The organism is Pseudomonas congelans, assembly GCF_900103225.1.
GTDB classification, from domain to species: Bacteria; Pseudomonadota; Gammaproteobacteria; order Pseudomonadales; family Pseudomonadaceae; genus Aquipseudomonas; species Aquipseudomonas congelans.
In genome coordinates this window covers 19125-37292 of sequence record NZ_FNJH01000009.1, presented here as the reverse complement: position 1 = coordinate 37292, position 18168 = coordinate 19125, and the positions used below count along the sequence as shown (strand labels likewise).

16 protein-coding genes are annotated in these 18168 nt (G+C 59.9%); 7 read left to right on the top strand and 9 right to left on the bottom strand.

The window, feature by feature from the left end:
- Positions 1-17 precede the first annotated feature (17 nt).
- The 3 genes from BLR20_RS22765 to uvrD form a co-directional block, all read right to left on the bottom strand.
- Complete coding sequence (locus BLR20_RS22765) at positions 18-425, bottom strand: SMI1/KNR4 family protein (protein WP_007252280.1); 408 nt, start codon at positions 423-425, stop codon at positions 18-20.
- Between the two features lie 131 nt (positions 426-556).
- Complete coding sequence (locus tag BLR20_RS22760; protein ID WP_010434080.1) at positions 557-1399, bottom strand: Tim44 domain-containing protein; 843 nt, start codon at positions 1397-1399, stop codon at positions 557-559.
- Between the two features lie 200 nt (positions 1400-1599).
- A complete protein-coding gene (uvrD, locus tag BLR20_RS22755; RefSeq protein ID WP_003367943.1) occupies positions 1600-3783 on the bottom strand; it encodes a DNA helicase II in 2184 nt (727 codons plus the stop codon).
- Between the two features lie 308 nt (positions 3784-4091).
- Between uvrD and hexR the strand changes: the two genes are divergently transcribed.
- Both hexR and BLR20_RS22745 read left to right on the top strand, forming a co-directional pair.
- On the top strand, positions 4092-4958 hold the full coding sequence (hexR, locus tag BLR20_RS22750; RefSeq protein ID WP_003401299.1) for a transcriptional regulator HexR: 867 nt from the start codon (positions 4092-4094) through the stop codon (positions 4956-4958).
- Between the two features lie 144 nt (positions 4959-5102).
- Positions 5103-5288 carry a PA3496 family putative envelope integrity protein gene (locus BLR20_RS22745; RefSeq protein ID WP_162235661.1) on the top strand — a complete coding sequence of 62 codons (186 nt, stop codon included), beginning with the start codon at positions 5103-5105 and terminating at the stop codon, positions 5286-5288.
- Here BLR20_RS22745 and BLR20_RS22740 read toward each other — a convergent pair.
- Positions 5242-6192 carry a LysR family transcriptional regulator gene (locus BLR20_RS22740; RefSeq protein ID WP_054993357.1) on the bottom strand — a complete coding sequence of 317 codons (951 nt, stop codon included), beginning with the start codon at positions 6190-6192 and terminating at the stop codon, positions 5242-5244. The genes BLR20_RS22745 and BLR20_RS22740 overlap by 47 nt on opposite strands.
- A 160-nt stretch (positions 6193-6352) precedes the next feature.
- On the opposite strand from BLR20_RS22740, the gene BLR20_RS22735 reads away from it, so the two are divergent.
- Together BLR20_RS22735 and oadA are read left to right on the top strand one after the other, a co-directional pair.
- Entirely contained in the window at positions 6353-7768 is a 1416-nt protein-coding gene (locus BLR20_RS22735) for an acetyl-CoA carboxylase biotin carboxylase subunit (protein ID WP_010434086.1), read from the top strand.
- Positions 7769-7779: 11 nt separating this feature from the next.
- Positions 7780-9588, top strand: a complete 1809-nt coding sequence (oadA, locus tag BLR20_RS22730) for a sodium-extruding oxaloacetate decarboxylase subunit alpha (RefSeq protein WP_054993356.1) — start codon at positions 7780-7782, stop codon at positions 9586-9588.
- Between the two features lie 247 nt (positions 9589-9835).
- On the opposite strand, the gene BLR20_RS22725 is transcribed toward oadA, so the two are convergent.
- From BLR20_RS22725 to BLR20_RS22715, 3 genes are read right to left on the bottom strand one after another with little or no spacing between them, the layout of a single operon-like run.
- On the bottom strand, positions 9836-10504 hold the full coding sequence (locus tag BLR20_RS22725) for a GNAT family N-acetyltransferase (protein WP_054993355.1): 669 nt from the start codon (positions 10502-10504) through the stop codon (positions 9836-9838).
- A 15-nt stretch (positions 10505-10519) separates the two neighbouring features.
- Positions 10520-10966: a GNAT family N-acetyltransferase gene (locus BLR20_RS22720; RefSeq protein WP_054993354.1), complete on the bottom strand. Its 447-nt coding sequence runs from the start codon at positions 10964-10966 to the stop codon at positions 10520-10522.
- Positions 10963-11601 carry an FMN-binding negative transcriptional regulator gene (locus tag BLR20_RS22715; protein WP_054993353.1) on the bottom strand — a complete coding sequence of 213 codons (639 nt, stop codon included), beginning with the start codon at positions 11599-11601 and terminating at the stop codon, positions 10963-10965. The genes BLR20_RS22720 and BLR20_RS22715 overlap by 4 nt, the downstream gene beginning before the upstream one ends.
- Positions 11602-11690: 89 nt before the next feature.
- Here BLR20_RS22715 and pdxR point away from each other — a divergent pair, with 89 nt between their 5' ends.
- The 3 genes from pdxR (at position 11691) to BLR20_RS22700 (ending at position 15526) form a co-directional block, all read left to right on the top strand.
- Positions 11691-13253 (top strand): MocR-like pyridoxine biosynthesis transcription factor PdxR, encoded by a 1563-nt coding sequence (gene pdxR, locus BLR20_RS22710; protein WP_054993352.1) that lies wholly within the window; start codon positions 11691-11693, stop codon positions 13251-13253.
- Between the two features lie 54 nt (positions 13254-13307).
- Positions 13308-14519, top strand: a complete 1212-nt coding sequence (locus BLR20_RS22705) for a YeeE/YedE family protein (protein ID WP_054993351.1) — start codon at positions 13308-13310, stop codon at positions 14517-14519.
- 119 nt (positions 14520-14638) lie between these two features.
- Complete coding sequence (locus BLR20_RS22700) at positions 14639-15526, top strand: bestrophin family protein (protein ID WP_003316074.1); 888 nt, start codon at positions 14639-14641, stop codon at positions 15524-15526.
- 55 nt (positions 15527-15581) lie between these two features.
- Here the strand turns inward: BLR20_RS22700 and BLR20_RS22695 are convergent, their stop codons facing one another.
- Positions 15582-16586, bottom strand: a complete 1005-nt coding sequence (locus tag BLR20_RS22695; protein ID WP_010426592.1) for an asparaginase — start codon at positions 16584-16586, stop codon at positions 15582-15584.
- Between the two features lie 29 nt (positions 16587-16615).
- On the bottom strand, positions 16616-18067 hold the full coding sequence (locus BLR20_RS22690; protein WP_010426591.1) for an alanine/glycine:cation symporter family protein: 1452 nt from the start codon (positions 18065-18067) through the stop codon (positions 16616-16618).
- Positions 18068-18168 lie beyond the last annotated feature (101 nt).

Here is an 18168-nt window from a genome sequence, read left to right as displayed (position 1 = left end):
GCGCGCGGCTGGGTGTCTCAGCTTTCCAGCCAGACATCCCGAGCCCAGTGCCAGACCGATTCCCAGCTGTCTTCGGTGACCAGTTCTTCTTCGGCGGACCACAGCAATACAGTGCCGTCTTCCTCGACGCAGTAGTAGTCGTCACCGTCCTGACAGATCGGGATCAGCTCGCGTGGTACGCCCAGATCCCAGGCGGTTGCACACACTTCCGGAAGGTAGGTGTGTGACTGCGGATCGGTTACGGTGACGGGTTCAAGGCTGCCATACACCACATCGCTGACTGTCAGGAGAAATTCCTTGAAGACAAACGGAATGTTGATGAACAGCTGTTCCTCGATTTCGACCAGTTGGTCTTCGTCAGGCAGCTCAAGCGGAACCGGAACCGGTTCATTTGCTTCACGCAGTTGTTCAATGACTTCTTCCACGACACAGATCCTCTCACTTGATGGCGCGGGTTATACAGTAGCGTAAAGCCTTTCTCAAAATAACTATCCGAACGGATAAACAAAAAACCCCGGATATGTCCGGGGTTCTGAACGCGAGAACGGGTTCTGGTTCAACCGTTCTGGCGAATTCCTGCCACCAGCCAGGGCTGGTTATCGCCTTGCGGACGTTCCATGTTCCAGCTTTCGCTGAACACTTCGCCCTGGTCGAAACGCGACGTCTTGGACACGCCCGAGAACGTCAGGGTGGCGATGGTCTTGTCGGCCCGATCATCCACACCATCCAGTTGAACCTGAAGGTTTTCGATGTAGGTCGACTGGAAGCCGTCGCCCAGGTCCGCACGTTCCTTTTTCAGGAATTGCAGCATTTGCGGGGTGACGAACTCGGCGATCTTGTCCATCTCGTTGGCGTCCCAGTGCTGCTGCAGCGACTGGAAGTGGCCGCGAGCAGCGTCCAGGAAGCGCTGTTCATCGAACCAGGCAGGTGCGTTGATCACGGGCGCAGCGGAGGCCGGGGAAGAACTGCCGAAGACCGGGTTCTGCGCAGGCTGGCTGGTTTCGCGCTGATACGGAGCACCGGCAGCAGCCATCTTCGGCTGTTGCTGCTGACGACGACGCGCAATGAAGCGGAAGATCAGGAAGGCGATGAGGCCCATGATCAGGATGTCGAACAGTTGCAGGCCGTTGAAGCCGTCACCCATGAACATCGACGCGAGCAGGCCACCGGCAGCGATACCGGCCAATGGGCCCAGCCAGCGCGAAGCACCGCTTGCCGCAGGGGCAGGACGACCCGCAGCGTTAGGCGCTGCCGCAGGTGTGGAAGGCGCAGCCTGACGTGTCTGATGCGTAGGCGCCGAGCCCATGCTCTTGCCACCACCGAAACGCGCGGCGTTCACATCCAGGCTCATGGTGAGCCCGATGCACAGCGCCATCGCGATGCTTAGAAAACGTTGCATAAGGGTATTCCCGTTTTGTGATTGCACGCGCGCCATGTTGCACAGCGGATGGCAACATGACCAGCGCGTTAGTGTTTCGGACTTTTACATAAACAGCGTAGGACTTTTCTACGCGCTTCGTAAGATGTGCACGAGGATTATCGTTCCTCACGCTAGCGTGGGAACGATAGTCAGGGACGTATGGGCGATGATTGACCGGCCTACAACGGTACCAGTTTCGCGTAGCCCATCATCAGCCACTTGCTGCCCTCGGGGAAGTTGACCTGCACCCGCGCCTGAGCGCCGGCGCCTTCGAAGTTGAGGATCACGCCTTCGCCGAACACCGCATGCTGGACGCGCTGGCCCATGGTGAACTCGGTTTCCGGAATGCCGGTACCGTTGAACAGGCTGCTGCTGTTGAATTTCGGCGTGCCGCCGAACGGACGGTTGACGCTGTTCGACAGCCGGACTTCCTGAATCAGCGCAGGCGGAATCTCGCGTACGAAGCGAGAGACCTTGTTGTAGGTTTCGCTGCCGTACAGACGACGTGTCTCGGCGTAGGTCATCACCAGCTGTTTCATGGCGCGGGTGATACCGACATAGGCCAGACGCCGCTCCTCTTCAAGACGGCCCGGCTCCTCAAGACTCATCTTGTGCGGGAACAGGCCTTCTTCCATGCCCACCAGGAACACGTGCGGGAACTCCAGACCCTTGGCGCTGTGCAGGGTCATCAGCTGAATGCTGTCTTCATGCTCCTGCGCCTGGGTGTCGCCCGCTTCCAGGGAGGCATGGCCCAGGAACGCGGCCAGTGGCGTCAGGTCTTCTTCGCTTTCGTGATTCTCGAAAGCGCGGGCAGCGCTGACCAGTTCCTCAAGGTTTTCTACCCGCGCCTGACCTTTCTCGCCTTTTTCCTGCTCGTGATAGGTAATCAGCCCGGACTGTTCGATCACCGTCTGGGTCATCAGGTGCAGCGGCATTTCCATGACCTTGGCCGCGAGGTTCTCGATCAGCTCGATGAAGCCGCCCAAGGCAGTGGCGGCGCGCCCGGTCAGGCCCTTGTTGGCAACCAGCAGACGCATCGCTTCCCACATGGAGACGTCGGCATGCCGTGCATGCTCGCGAATCGCTTCGACGGTCTTTTCGCCTATGCCGCGCGCCGGAACGTTGATCACCCGCTCCAGCGCCGCATCGTTGCCACGGCCTTCCAGCAAGCGCATGTAGGCCATGGCATTCTTGATCTCGGCGCGTTCGAAGAAGCGCTGTCCGCCGTAGATTCGATAAGGAATACGCTCGCGCAGCAGCGCTTCTTCGAGCACTCGCGACTGGGCGTTGGAGCGGTACAGAATGGCGATGTCGTTGCGCGAGATACCGGTTTTCAGCGCGCTCTCGATGGTCTCGACCACGTAGCGCGCCTCATCGTGCTCGTTGAACGCGGCGTACAGATTGATCAGCTCGCCATCGCCGACGTCGGTCCATAGTTCCTTGCCCAGGCGACCACTGTTATTGATGATCAAACCGTTGGCGGCCTTGAGGATGCTCGCCGTGGAGCGGTAGTTCTGCTCCAGGCGGATGACTTCGGTGTCCGGGAAGTCCGAGGAATACTGGTGGATGTTCTCGATCTTCGCGCCACGCCAGCCGTAAATGGACTGATCGTCGTCGCCGACCACCATCAGGCTGTCGCCCCCCTGGGCGAGCAGGCGCAGCCACGCGTACTGCACGGCGTTGGTGTCCTGGAACTCGTCCACCAGAACGTGGCGGAAGCGGCGCTGATAATGCGCCAGCAAGCCCGGGTTATCGCGCCACAGGTCGAGCGCGCGCAGCAGCAGTTCGGAGAAGTCGATGACGCCGGCCCGCTGGCAGGCGATCTCGTAGGCTTCGTAGACGCTTTTCATGGTGGTCAGGAACAGGTCGCCGCTGGCCTGAATATGTTTCGGGCGCAGGCCTTCGTCTTTCTGACCATTGATGAACCACTGGGCCTGACGTGCAGGCCAGCGTTGTTCGTCCAGACCCAGCTCGCGCATCACGCGCTTTACCAGACGCTGCTGGTCATCGCTGTCGAGGATCTGGAAGGTCTGTACCAGCCCGGCTTCCTGCCAGTGTGCACGCAGCAGGCGGTGCGCCAGACCGTGGAAGGTGCCCACCCACATGCCCGCCGGGCTGATGCCCATCAACTGCTCGATACGGTGGCGCATCTCGGCGGCAGCCTTGTTGGTGAACGTCACCGACAGGACCGAATGCGGGGAGGCTTGCTCGACCTGCATCAGCCATGCGATGCGATGCACCAGCACACGGGTTTTGCCGGAGCCAGCACCAGCCAGGACCAACTGACGACCCAGAGAGGCGGCTACGGCCTGACGCTGGGCATCGTTGAGGGAATTCAGAAGAAGAGAGAGATCATCGCGCATCCGCGCATTCTAGGGTGCTGCGCCATGACGGGCAAACCATGCTTTGCGTCAGGCAATAAAAATGGCGGGGGCGCTGACGACCGGTCGTCGCCTGTTGCCGGGAGCGAATGCGTTGCGTCTACCTTTATTGGTGAACAGGCAGGCTCTGACTGGGGAATTGGCCTAATGTAGGATTATTCCCACAATTGTCGCTGATAACGCCCGCACGGCACGTTCCAGCTTCGTTTAACTGGGCGGCTGGCGGGTCATGTAGTATAACTACAAGAAAGCTACAGCCCAGCCCATCTCTCTTTTGCCGAGTCTGCCCCTTGAATCTGCTGCAACACATCGCCCAGTCACGTAATTTGCTGCGCAAATCGGAGCTCAAGGTAGCTGACCATGTGCTGCTCGACCCCGCGGCCGTGATGCACAGTTCCATGGCAGACCTGGCGCACAGTGTCGGTATCAGCGAGCCGACCATCGTGCGTTTCTGCCGGGCCATTGGCTGCACCGGGTTTCAGGACCTCAAGCTCAAGCTGGCGCAGAGCCTCGCGGCAGGTGCAAGTTTTGGGCAGTTTGCGATTCACGAAGACGATTCGGTTGCCGACTACAGCCTGAAGATTTTCGACACCACGCTGCACACGCTCATGGAAGTGCGCGAAAACCTCGACCCCCATGCGTTGCAACTGGCAGTCACGGCCATGGCCGGGGCCAACCGTGTCGAGTTCTACGGGTTCGGCGCGTCCGGCGCAGTCGCCGCCGATGCGCAGCACAAGTTCTTTCGTCTGCTGCTGACCGCGGCGGCGTATTCCGATCCGCACATGCAGGCAATGTCTGCCGTCACGCTCAAGCCGACAGATGTTGCTGTATGCATTTCGCAGTCAGGCCGTTCCAAGGATTTGCTGATCACCGCCAACCTGGTCCGCGAAAGCGGCGCGACGCTGATCACCTTGTGCCCCAGTCAGACACCGCTGGCCGAGCTGTCGTCGGTCAATCTGGCCATCGATGTGCACGAAGACACCGAAATCTACACGCCGCTGACTTCCCGCATTGCACATCTTGTAGTCATTGACGTGCTGGCAATGGGCGTTGCCATGGCTCGCGGCCCCGGTCTGGTCAACCACCTCAAGAGCGTCAAGCGCAGTCTGCGCGGCTTGCGTCTGTCGCCAAAGTCGATCAAGACCCACGAAGACTGAGCCGATCCCGTTACATCAAGTTTCATCGATCTGTCATGTGTCCGCCGCCTGATTGTCACTGTCACGCTCCATTCTGGTGCTCCCACAAAACGTATTGGGAGACAGGATATGGCTCGGCATTACGATGATTTACCTACCAGCACCGTGAAAACCCGCCGTCAGCAGGAAGATCAACGTCGCATGGAGTTTCGTCGGGCAATTGAAAGCTATAGCGAGGCACGTCAGCTCAATCAGGAGCTGTGTGACTACATGGATGGCATGAATAACGCTGTTTGGCAGACGATCAAGTTGCCCGCGGTCGACCGTCGAAACGCTCGACAAGCTGGCTGATCTGCGCACGTTCGCTACGGATGAACGCAAGAAAGGCATGTGCTACCGGTGAAAGGCGTTTGTCACCGGCCTGAGCCACGCACCAGCTTCGATACAGCGGCAACTCCGCCACGGGCAGCTCCACCAGAGCGCCTGTGGCGAGCTCCTGGCACACCGCGTGCCGGGTCAGCATCGCCAGGCCCAGCCCGGCTACCACGCATTCACGTTGTGCTTCGCTGGAGGAGACTTCCAGCGTCTGCGTGAAATGCACGCGCTTCTCCTTGAAGAACTCCTCGCAGGCCCGACGCGTACCCGACCCTGTTTCCCGGGTCAGCAGGGGCCATGGCTCCAGGTCTTTCAGGCTGAGCGTCTCACGGCTGCTCAGCGGATGGTCAGGCGGGGCCACGGCGACAATCGGGTTATTCAGGAAGGGCAAGAACTCCAGGCCCATGTCCAGCGGCACTGCCGACATCACCACAAGATCATCGCGGTTATCCGCCAGACGTCTGATGACTTGCGCGCGATTGACCACCATCAGACTCAGGCTGACTTCCGGGTGCTGGCGCTTGAAGGCGGCGAACAGGTGAGGAATAAAGTATTTGCAGCTCGACTCGACTGCCAGCTTCAACTGGCCTTGCAGCGAGCCCTGCATGTCGGAAAGCTGCATGTCCAGGCTTTCCAGGCGCCCGAAAATATCCCGGCTGGCCTGTTGCAGCGCTTGTGCCGCTTCAGTCAGGTAGAGCTTTTTGCTGACGTACTCGAACAGCGGCTGGCCGATCAGCTCTTCTAGCTGGCGAATCTGCAGGCTGACAGCGGGTTGTGTCAGCGACATCTCTTCGGCCGCACGGCTGTATGAGCGCAGATCGCACACTTCATTGAAAATGCGCAGCTGACGCAATGTCATACGCATCAATGACTTACGCATTTATAAAGGCTCCGCGATCTGACTGGAGCGCCAACTATAAGCTTTTACTTATGCACCTCCCAACTTTTACTCATTTTTGTTAATCCTTGATTTGGCATAGGGTGGGCCTGCGACATTCAGTCACATACACGGTTACAAGTGTGGGTCGAGGGAAACGCCAGTGATAACAAAAATTCTGATCGCCAACCGCGGGGAGATTGCCGTTCGCATCGTGCGTGCATGCGCCGAGATGGGCATTCGCTCGGTAGCGATCTTTTCCGAAGCTGACCGGCATGCCTTGCATGTCAAACGTGCCGACGAAGCCTATAGCATTGGTGCCGAACCTCTGGCGGGTTACCTGAACCCGCGTAAATTGGTGAATCTGGCAGTGGAAACCGGCTGCGATGCATTGCATCCCGGTTATGGCTTTCTTTCCGAGAATGCCGAATTGGCCGATATCTGTGCCGAGCGAGGGATCAAATTCATCGGTCCCTCCGCAGAAGTGATTCGCCGCATGGGTGACAAGACCGAGGCCCGGCGCAGCATGATCAAGGCCGGCGTGCCGGTCACGCCCGGCACCGAAGGCAACGTGGCCGATATCGACGAGGCGTTGATTGAAGGCGAGCGTATCGGTTACCCGGTGATGCTCAAGGCCACCTCCGGGGGCGGTGGACGTGGTATCCGCCGCTGCAACAGCCGCGAAGAACTTGAGCAGGCCTTCCCGCGCGTGATTTCCGAAGCGACCAAAGCCTTCGGCTCGGCAGAGGTCTTTCTCGAGAAGTGCATCGTCAATCCCAAGCACATTGAAGCGCAGATTCTGGGCGACAGTTTCGGCAACGTGGTGCACCTGTTCGAGCGCGACTGTTCGATTCAGCGACGCAACCAGAAGCTCATCGAAATTGCTCCCAGCCCGCAGTTGACGCCCGAACAGCGCGCCTACATCGGCGATCTGTCGGTACGTGCAGCCAAGGCAGTCGGTTACGAGAACGCTGGCACCGTGGAGTTTCTGCTCGCCGAGGGCGAGGTGTACTTCATGGAAATGAACACCCGGGTGCAGGTCGAGCACACCATCACCGAAGAAATCACCGGCATCGATATCGTTCGCGAGCAGATTCGTATCGCCTCCGGTCTGCCGCTGTCGGTCAAGCAGGAAGACATCATCCATCGCGGTTTTGCCCTGCAGTTCCGGATCAACGCCGAAGACCCGAAGAACAACTTTCTGCCCAGCTTCGGCAAGATCACCCGTTATTACGCGCCCGGCGGGCCTGGCGTGCGCACCGACACGGCGATTTATACCGGCTACACCATTCCGCCGTTCTATGACTCGATGTGCCTGAAGCTGATTGTCTGGGCGTTGACCTGGGAAGAGGCCATGGACCGCGGCCTGCGTGCGCTCGATGACATGCGTCTGCAAGGGGTCAAGACCACGGCTGCCTATTACCAGGAAATTCTCCGCAACCCGGAGTTTCGCAGCGGTGAGTTCAACACCAGCTTTGTCGAAAGCCACCCCGAGCTGACCAATTATTCGATCAAACGCAAACCCGAAGAGCTGGCCCTGGCCATCGCCGCCGCCATTGCCGCACACGCCGGTCTGTAAGGAACAGTGAAATGTCCAAGAAGATTTTCGTAACCGACACCATCCTGCGTGACGCTCATCAATCGTTGCTGGCGACCCGCATGCGTACTGAAGACATGCTGCCGATCTGCGACAAGCTCGACCAGGTCGGCTACTGGTCGCTGGAAGTCTGGGGCGGCGCCACCTTCGATGCCTGCGTGCGTTTTCTCAAGGAAGACCCGTGGGAACGCCTGCGTCAGCTGCGTGCGGCCTTGCCCAATACCCGGCTGCAGATGCTCCTGCGCGGCCAGAACCTGCTGGGCTATCGGCATTACAGCGATGACGTGGTCAAGGCGTTCGTCGCCAAGGCGGCGGTCAACGGTATTGATGTGTTCCGTATTTTCGATGCCATGAACGATGTGCGTAACCTGCGGGTTGCCATCGAGGCGGTGAAGGCTGCGGGCAAACATGCACAGGGCACCATCGCCTACACCACCAGCCCGGTGCACACCATCGAGGCCTTCGTGGCGCAGGCCCGGCAGATGGAAGCCATGGGCTGTGACTCGGTGGCGATCAAGGACATGGCCGGCCTGCTGACGCCTTATGCCACGGGTGAGCTGGTCAAGGCGCTGAAGACCGAGCAGTCGCTGCCGGTGTTCATCCACTCGCATGACACGGCCGGTCTGGCCGCCATGTGTCAGCTCAAGGCGATCGAAAGCGGCGCGGACCATATCGACACGGCGATCTCCAGCTTTGCCTGGGGCACCAGCCATCCGGGCACCGAATCGATGGTGGCCGCGCTCAAGGGCAGCGAGTTCGATACCGGTCTGGACCTGGAACTGCTTCAGGAAATCGGTCTGTACTTCTACGCGGTGCGTAAGAAATACCACCAGTTCGAGAGCGAATTTACTGCAGTCGACACGCGGGTGCAGGTTAACCAGGTGCCTGGCGGCATGATTTCCAACCTGGCCAATCAGTTGAAGGAGCAGGGCGCACTCAACCGCATGAGCGAAGTGCTGGCTGAAATTCCGCGCGTGCGCAAAGACCTCGGTTATCCGCCATTGGTAACGCCGACCTCGCAGATCGTTGGTACTCAGGCGTTCTTCAACGTGTTGGCCGGGGAGCGTTACAAGACCATCACCAATGAAGTGAAGCTTTATCTGCAAGGCGGTTACGGCAAGGCGCCGGGGCAGGTGGATGAAAAACTGCGTCGTCAGGCGATTGGCAATGAAGAACTGATCGACGTTCGTCCGGCCGACCTGCTCAAGCCGGAGATGACCAAACTACGGGCCGATATCGGCGCACTGGCCAAGTCTGAAGAGGACGTGCTGACGTTCGCCATGTTCCCGGACATTGGCCGCAAGTTCCTTGAGGAACGTGCAGCCGGGACGCTGGCGCCGGAAGTGCTGCTGCCGATTCCCGAAGCCGGAAGCGTTGCCAGGGCGGGCGGTGAGGGCGTGCCGACCGAGTTCGTTATTGATGTGCACGGCGAAACCTATCGGGTCGACATCACCGGTGTGGGCGTCAAGGCCGAGGGCAAGCGCCACTTCTACCTGACCATAGACGGCATGCCGGAAGAGGTGGTGTTCGAGCCGCTCAACGAATTCGTCGGTGGCGGGGTCAGCAAACGCAAGCAAGCTCACGCACCGGGCGACGTCAGCACCACCATGCCCGGCAACATCGTCGATGTGCTGGTCAAGGAGGGCGATGTGGTCAAGGCCGGTCAGGCTGTGCTGATCACTGAAGCGATGAAGATGGAGACCGAGGTTCAGGCGTCGGTCGCGGGCAAGGTCGTCGCCATCCACGTCGCCAAGGGCGACCGCGTCAATCCGGGCGAAGTGCTGATCGAGATCGAAGGTTGAGCTGACACCTGCGCACCATCCAAAGGTTTACCTCAGGGAAGCACTCGTGGCTTCCCTTTTTTTATTCTGTACAGGCGCTGCCAGTGGTCACGACTATCGTTCCGCACGCTCCAGCGTGGGAATGCCGTTCTCGACGCTCTGCGTCGTAAAGAGAACGCGGACGTCCGGAACAGTATGCCGACGCGTAGCGTCGCACGATGGTGGTTATTCGGACGTCATACTCGTGCAGCGTTGCCTGGCCATAGGTTCACCGAAACGCCTCAAGCCCCTTGATCTGTTGCCCGTCAGTGAAGTTATCCACAGCCAGCCAGTGTTCAAATGCCTTGCGCAATTCAGGCCATTCGCTGTCGAGGATCGAGTACCACGCGGTATCCCGGCTCTGGCCTTTGACCACCATGTGCTGGCGGAAGGTGCCTTCGTAGCTGAAGCCGAATCGCTCGGCAGCGCGTTTGGAGCGGGCGTTGTTGGCGTTGCACTTCCACTCCAGGCGGCGATAGCCCAGTGCGAAAATCTCTCTGGCCAGCAGGTAAATGGCTTCGGTGCCTTTGGGTGTGCGTTGCATGGCCGCGCTGAAGGTGACATGACCTATTTCGATACGCCCGTGGGCCGCGACGATCGACATCAGGCTGATGACGCCTTCGGCCTTATCGGTCTGCTGATCGACCACGGTGTAAAACCACGGATCGGTGGCCGCCTGATGCCCGGCCAGCCATGTATCGAAGGCGCTACGGTCGCTGAACGGCCCGTAGGGAAGATAATCCCACAGCTTGGGGTCCGCATTCGGGCCTTCGAGTGCCGCCCACAGGTCATCGGCGTGACGCGCGGCATCGAGTTTTTCCAGGCGAATGAAGCGGCCTGTCAGTGTATGGACCGTGGGCGGTGCAGCGGCTTGCCAGTCCAGCAGGGTGTCAGACATCAGTCACTTCCTGTTTCAGAGTGCTTTACGAAATTGTATGAGGCCGGGCCGTTCGGCGATGCGCTCGTACAACTGAATGGCCGTGGCGTTGGTTTCGTGAGTCAGCCAGTGCACCTTGTCGCAACCGTCTGCCTTGGCAGTGGCGTAGACAAACTCGATCAGTTGCCTGCCAATGCCTGTTCCGCGTTGTTCGGGCGCGACGATCAGATCTTGCAGGTAGCAGGCATTGTTGATGCTCCAGTTGGAGCGGTGGTAGATGAAGTTCACCATGCCCACCGCTTCGTCACCCCGCCAGGCGAGTGCCGAGTGGGTCGGTTCGTTCGGGTCCACAAGGCGTTGCCAGGTGGTGTCGCTGACGCCTGCGCCCAGCTCGGTGTTGTAGAAGCGCAGATAGGCCTGCCACAGAGGCAGCCACGCGTGATGGTCGTCGACGGTAACGGGGCGAATCCGCACATCGGTCATGAGTTGCTCCCTTCGCTCATCAGGCGAGCGATGTGTTGGTCATTTGTATCCTGGCTTGCAGCGAGGCCGTTGCGCACACCGGCCATGTCCGCAGCGCTGCGATTCTGACTGAGTTTACGTTTGCCCTGCAGCCGCTGCACCGGAATGGCGAATCCGACAATCGCTCCGAGCATTTTTGCGATGTAGTCCGCTGGCGCATCGTCAATGGACCAGGGTTGCGCCCGGTCGGATTCATGGCGATGGGTCAGGTCATCCAGCAACTGGTGCAATTGCGCGGCGTCGGTAAAAACCTCGGCCTGCCCATAAGCATGCACTGCCACATAATTCCACGTGGGTACGACCTTGCCGTGCTCCCTCTTGCCCGGATAGAACGACGGGCTCACGTAGGCATCGCCGCCAGGGAAAATCACCAGTGCTTCGGCGCCGGAGCTAAGTTGCTGCCACTGTGGATTGGCTTTGGCCAGATGCCCGTAAAGCGTGCCATACGAGCCTTCATCGCGGCGCAACAGCAGTGGCAGGTGGGTCGCCTGCAATCCTTCTGCGCCGTGCGTGACTAGAATCGCCAGGCGCGTCTGCTCAATCTGCTCGTGCAGGCTAGGTGTGTCGTTATTCTTGAAAGCGGTAGGAATGTACATGGGTAATGTCCTTGGCTGATAACAGGATCGTAGGCAAGGCATTGGTCTGATGTAAGATCCATTTTTGATCGTTTTAACAGGGCCAATGCATGCCTGATCTCAGTGTTGCGTTTCCGTCCACACTCACCGGTATCGTGCTGGACCCGAATCAGGGCTTGAGCAAGCAGCTTTATGGCCTGTTGCGCCAGCAGGTCCTTGATGGGCGCCTGAGGAGCGGCACGCGTCTGCCAGCCAGTCGCGATCTGGCGCGTTCACTGGGCATCTCCCGTAACAGCGTGATACGGGCCTATGACCAGCTGTATGCCGAGGGTTTCATCGAAGGGCGCGTTGGCGACGGCACGTATATTGCGCAGCTCTCTGAACAAAGTGCTCTGCCTCGACGGATGCGCCATAAAAAACTATCCACCAACTTACCCACAGGTGTATCCACAGGGTTACACACAGGTTTGTCCACAATAGCGGCCGAAATGCCGTCAGATTCCTCCTGTGAAGTTATCCACAGCCCGGTGCTCGCGCTGCTTGAAAAGCATCATCTGCATGAACCACCGACAGGTCGCCCGCGGGCCTTTCGGGTCGGTGTTCCGGCGTTCGATCTTTTCCCGTTTGCCTTGTGGGGCAAGCTATATGCCGCTTTCTGGCGCAAGCCAGACCTTGCTCAGCTCGGTTATGGTTCGGCTGCTGGAGACTCGCGATTGCGCGAATTGATTGCGGTCTACCTGCGCTCATCGCGTGGGCTGCATTGCAACGCTGAGCAAATTGTGATCACCAGTGGCGCACAGCACGCTATCAGCCTTTGTGCACAGTTGCTGCTGACCCGGGGCGAGGGCGTTGCCGTTGAGAATCCGGGTTATCGGGCGGCCGGTCATGCGTTCGCACTGGCGGGTGCCCGATTGCAGGGGGTGGCTGTGGATAACGAAGGCATGCGCTGCGCAGACCTTGAGCAGGCAGACTGCAGGTTGGCCTACGTGACGCCATCACACCAATACCCGACCGGCGTGGTAATGAGCCTGGCACGGCGTCTGGAATTGCTGGCCTGGGCCGAGAAGCACAAGGGCTGGATTGTCGAGGATGATTACGACGGCGAGTATCGCTACAGCGGTTCACCCTTGGCTCCTCTGGCCGCGCTCGACCGCAACGCGCGAGTACTCTACGTCGGGACGTTCGGAAAAATCGCTTTTCCCGCGCTGCGCCTCGGGTATCTGGTTCTGCCAGAGCAACTGGTACCGGTGTTCAGCCAGCGCAAGGCCGTGGATATGCGCCATACCGAAATAGGCGTTCAGGCGGTCATGGCGCAATTCATTGCATCGGGTCATTTCCAGCGACACATACGTCGCATGCGGCGTGCGGCGTTCAGTCGGCGCGATGTGCTGCTGGACAACTGGCCTGCCGATATCCCGGGATGCGCGTCAATGCCCAGAGTGGTTGCCGGGCTGCATGTCATGGTCAAGGTCGACAGCGTGGCGCGTGAACGAGCGCTGATTGCCAAGGCTAACGGCGTCGGTGTCGAAATGAATGCCCTGAGTGATTACTGGCTGCCCGATTCCGCCGAGCCTGTGGATAGCCGCGCCGGGCTGGTGCTGGGGTTTGCCGCAGCCCCCGAGTCCGAAATTGTCGATGCAGTGAACAGGCTGCGCGAGGTCTGGTCCGAGTAGTCCCGTTGCCAGGCGTATAATCTGCGCTTTCTGTTACCTGTCCTTGAGATACCCATGAACAATTCTCTTACTGCAACACCCGGACGCAAGTTCGGCGCGCCGCTGGCCGCGCTGTTCCTGCTGCTGATGGGCGCCCAGTTCCTTCTGCTCAGTGTCGGCACCCGCCAGGTGATGCTGTGGATCGTCGGCGCGGCGCTGGGCGTAACGCTGTATCACGCGGCATTCGGTTTCACCTCGGCGTGGCGGGTATTCATCCGTGAGCGGCGGGGTGCAGGGCTGCGCGCGCAAATGGTCATGCTGGCGGTTGCCGTGCTGCTGTTTTTCCCGGCACTGGGCGCGGGCACGCTGTTTGGCCAGCCGGTCACCGGCCTGGTTGCGCCGGCCGGAGTTTCGGTCGTCGTCGGCGCGTTCATTTTCGGCATCGGCATGCAGCTGGGCGGTGGCTGTGCGTCCGGCACACTGTTCACTGCCGGCGGTGGCAATGCGCGAATGCTGGTGACGCTGCTGTTTTTCATCCTCGGCTCACTGATTGCCACCCATCACGTCGACTGGTGGTTTGCCCTGCCTTCGTTCCCGGCCGTATCGGTGGTCAAAACCTTCGGCGTACTGCCTGCGCTGCTGGTCAATCTGGCGCTGTTCGCCTTGATTGCCCTGGTGACCGTCAAGCTCGAAAAGCGCCGTCATGGCCAGCTTGAAGCGCCGCCAGTCACTGACCATCGCGGCCTTAGCCGTGTGCTGCGCGGGCCGTGGATTCTGGTCTGGGGCGCTATCGCGCTGGCGCTTCTCAACTACGCAACGCTGGCGTTGGCCGGTCGTCCGTGGGGTATCACATCGGCGTTCGCGCTATGGGGTGCGAAGGTGGCCAGTGGGCTAGGTGTGGACGTCGGCAGCTGGGTGTTCTGGCAGAGCGCTGCGAACGCCAAGGCGCTGGCGGCTCCGGTGTGGGAAGACATCACCAGTGTGATGGACATCGGCATCATGCTCGGCGCGTTACTTGCGGCAGGTCTGGCGGGTCGTTTTGCGCCCAGCCTCGATATCCCCACGCGCTCGCTGGTGGCGGCGGTCATTGGCGGCCTGTTGCTGGGTTACGGCTCGCGCCTGGCCTACGGCTGCAACATCGGTGCGTACTTCAGCGGCATTGCCTCCGGCAGCCTGCACGGCTGGCTGTGGCTGGTGGCAGCCTACGCCGGTAACGTGATCGGCGTCCGCCTGCGGCCGGTTTTCTTCACCGGCGAGCGTCCGCAGGTGGCATTGAGTGGCTGCTGAAAACGTCTGAAACCCCGAGATAAGCGGGCCGCTTGCGAACCAACTGCCGGTTTCGTATTCAAAGGCCATGCGGTAACTGTGCGTATGCGGTTCGCTTATTTTTCGATGGGGTGGTTCTTTTGCAGCAAACGATCATTTCGAAAATCCGTTTTCTCGGCAAGACCATCGGCTATGTAGGGTGGTCGCTTTTCTGGCTGTTGATCTGGGACGTGATTGTCACGGTCGACTTCATGCTCTACCTGGAGCGCAAGATCACCTTGCCGTCCATGCCGTTGACCCTGCTGGGCTCGGCGCTGGTGGTGCTGACCAGCTTCCGCAATTCAAGTGCCTATAACCGCTGGTGGGAAGCCCGCACGCTATGGGGCGCGCTGGTCAACAGTTCGCGCAGCTTCGCCCGGCAGGTGCTGACGCTGGTCGAGGATGACGACGGGATCAACCCGGTCAAGGCCACGCTGTTGCGCCGCCATGTTGCATATGTGAAGTGCCTGTCTGCACACCTGAAGGGCGCCAAATGTGGTGATGAGGTTCAGATGCTGATTCCTCGCGAGGAATTCGAACGTCGTCACGACACCAATAACTTCCCTAACGACCTGCTCAATACGTCGGCTGCGCTGTTGGCCAAGGAGTATCAGGCCGGACGGCTGGACAGCATTCGTCTGGCGCGTCTGGAGTCGACCATGGTGGATATCTCCAATTGCCAGGGCGGCATGGAGCGTATTGCCAATACACCGTTGCCTTATCCGTACGTGGCCTTTCCGCGCCTGTTCATCACGCTGTTCTGCCTGATCGTACCGATTGGCCTGGTCGAAACCCTTGGCTGGTTCACGCCTCTGGCGTCGACGGTGGTGGGTTTCATGCTGTTGGCGATCGAGAAGATCGGTACCGACCTGCAGAGCCCGTTCCGTGCCAGTGAACACGAGATTCAGATGACGGCATTGTGCGAAAACATCGAGCGCAATCTGGATTCGATGCTCAGGGGCGCACAGGAAGAATGCAAGGCTTCGTGAAGGGGGGAGGCGTCGCGCGAGTGCGTGACGCCTCGGGTAAAGCAGAAGCAGCCGCTTAACGCAGCTCGCCGCACAGGTCCAGTTCGACCAGGCGCCGTACTTCCTCGGTGGTCAGGTCTGCGCCCAGCAGGGCATGCAGTTTGCCGAGCGCTGCTTCACGGGTCATGCCACCACCGGAGAGTACGCCTGCACCGCGCAGACGGCTGCCCGCTTCGTAGACATCCAACTCGACACCGCCCTCATGGCACTGGGTAATCGCAACCACACAGACACCCAGCGCTCGCGCGTTCTCCAGACTGGCCAGAAATTGCGGATCGTCACTGGGGCCGGTGCCGCTGCCGAAGCATTCGAGCACCAGACCGCGGATACCGCTGTTGATCAGGCCGTCCAGCTGGGCAGCACCGACACCGGGAAACAGTGGCAATACCGCCACCTCTGCCAGTGTCTTCGGCTGGCGATAGTTCAATGCGTCAGGGAGCGAAATCACCGCATGGCCGCCACGCGAGCGTTGCAGCGGTGCGAACGGTTGCCGACCGAAGCTGCGAATTTTCGCGCAGCGTACGGGTGTCATCAGTTGCCCGTGAAAATACAGCTGCACGCCTGACACCAGACCCGAACCCAGCGCCAGCAGGGCGCCGTTGACGTTTTCCCAGGCATCGCTGTCCTGCACGCCGGCAGGCAGCATCGAACCGGTGAACAGCACCGGCGCGCTGAACCCCAATAACTGGAAGCACATCGCCGCCGCGCTGTACGCCAGGGTGTCGGTGCCATGCAGCACCAGCACCGCATCGCAGCCTTCGACCTCAACCGCCTCGATCACCGCCTCACGCAGGCGCAGCCAGTAGGAAGGCGTCATGTTGGCGCTGTCGATCAGCGGCGACATCTCACGGAAGCGCCACTGCGGCACCACCAGTTCCGGGTGCTCGGCCAGTTGCCCGGCCATTCGCGCTTCGAAACCGGAGGCCGGTGCCAGGCCGTTGGCGCTGGCCTGCATGCCGATGGTGCCGCCGGTGTAAAGAACCATCACGCGTTGGGCAGGTTGTTGTCCGTCATGAGGCATGGCTCTTCTCCGGCGTAGTGTCGCGGTGGTTATCGTGCTTCTGGCACAGACTTGGCTGCCGCTTCGGCATCCTGTGTCGACTGACGGGTCGGATTGGCCGGCCATGCATTGCGGTCCAGGTCCAGATCAGGGAACTGGCTGGAATCGAACACCGGCGTCTTGACCCCGGCCCGGCGTTGCGCATCGTAGTCATTCAAAATGCGCTTGACGACTTTGAACAGCATTGCGAGCGCGATCAGGTTGACGAACGCCAGCATGGTCATGGTGATGTCGGCGAACGCCAGTACATCTTTCAGGTCGACGACGGCACCCCACATGATCAGTACCAGCACCGCGATGCGGTAGATGATGATGGTCTGGATCTTCTCGCCAAACAGGAACCGCAGGCTGTTTTCGCCCAGGTAGTAGTTGTAGAGAATCGAGGTGAAGACGAACAGTGCCAGCGCCACGCTGATGAACACTCTGCCCCAGTCACCGACCACGGCTGCCAGCGAGTTCTGTGCCAGAACGATGCCGTTGCCGTCGTAGCCGATGTCGTAGATACCGGACAGAAGAATCAGCAAGGCGGTGCAGGTGCAGATCACGAAGGTGTCGAGGAACACGCTGAACGCCTGAACCACGCCCTGTGCCACCGGGTGCTCGACCTGTGCCACGGCAGCCACGTTGGGCGCACTACCCAGACCGGCTTCGTTGGCGAAGACGCCACGCTTGACGCCCATCACGATCGCGCTGCCGATCAGGCCGCCGAATACCGGATCAAGGCCGAAGGCGCTTCTGACGATGGTCATCAGCATGCCGGGAACGTGGTCGATCTGCAGGGCGATGACGTAGATGGTGACCGCGATGTAGATCAGGGTCTTGACCGGAACCAGCAGGTCGGAAATGGCCGCGATACGCTTGATGCCGCCGACGAAGGCCAGGCCCAGCAGCACGACCAGGCAGATGCCGGTGGTGCGGGTATCGACGTTGAACGCGCTTTTCAGCGAGTCGGTCACGGCGTGCGACTGCAGGCCGTTGAAGGCAAAACCGAAGGTCACCAGCAGCAATACCGCCATGACCATACCCAGCCAGCGCTTGCCCAGACCATACTGGATGTAGAACGCCGGACCGCCACGGAACTGACCTTCGGAATCCTTGCGTTTGTAGAGCTGAGCGAGGGAACACTCGATGAAGCTGCTGGCCATGCCGACCAGTGCGGTCACCCACATCCAGAATACGGCACCCGGACCACCGAGTGTCACGGCAATGCCGACGCCTGCGATGTTACCGGCACCGACGCGGCCCGCCAGGCTGAGCATCAGGGCCTGAAACGAACTCAACTGGCCCGCGCTGCTGCGCAGACTGTCGCGAAAAACCGAGAACATGTGGAAAAAATGTCGAAACTGAACGAAACGCGAGCGGATCGTGAAGTAACTACCCAGGCCTACGATAAGTACGATCAGTACCTTACCGGAGAGAAAGTCGTTAATCATTTCCAGCATTTTTGTTATTCCTCGCTACTTTTGAGGGGGCGCACTATACCGGTGCAAAGTTTTTACGTCTGTAGTCGCTTTCTTGGACGGCTGATTCTTCATTCGCGACG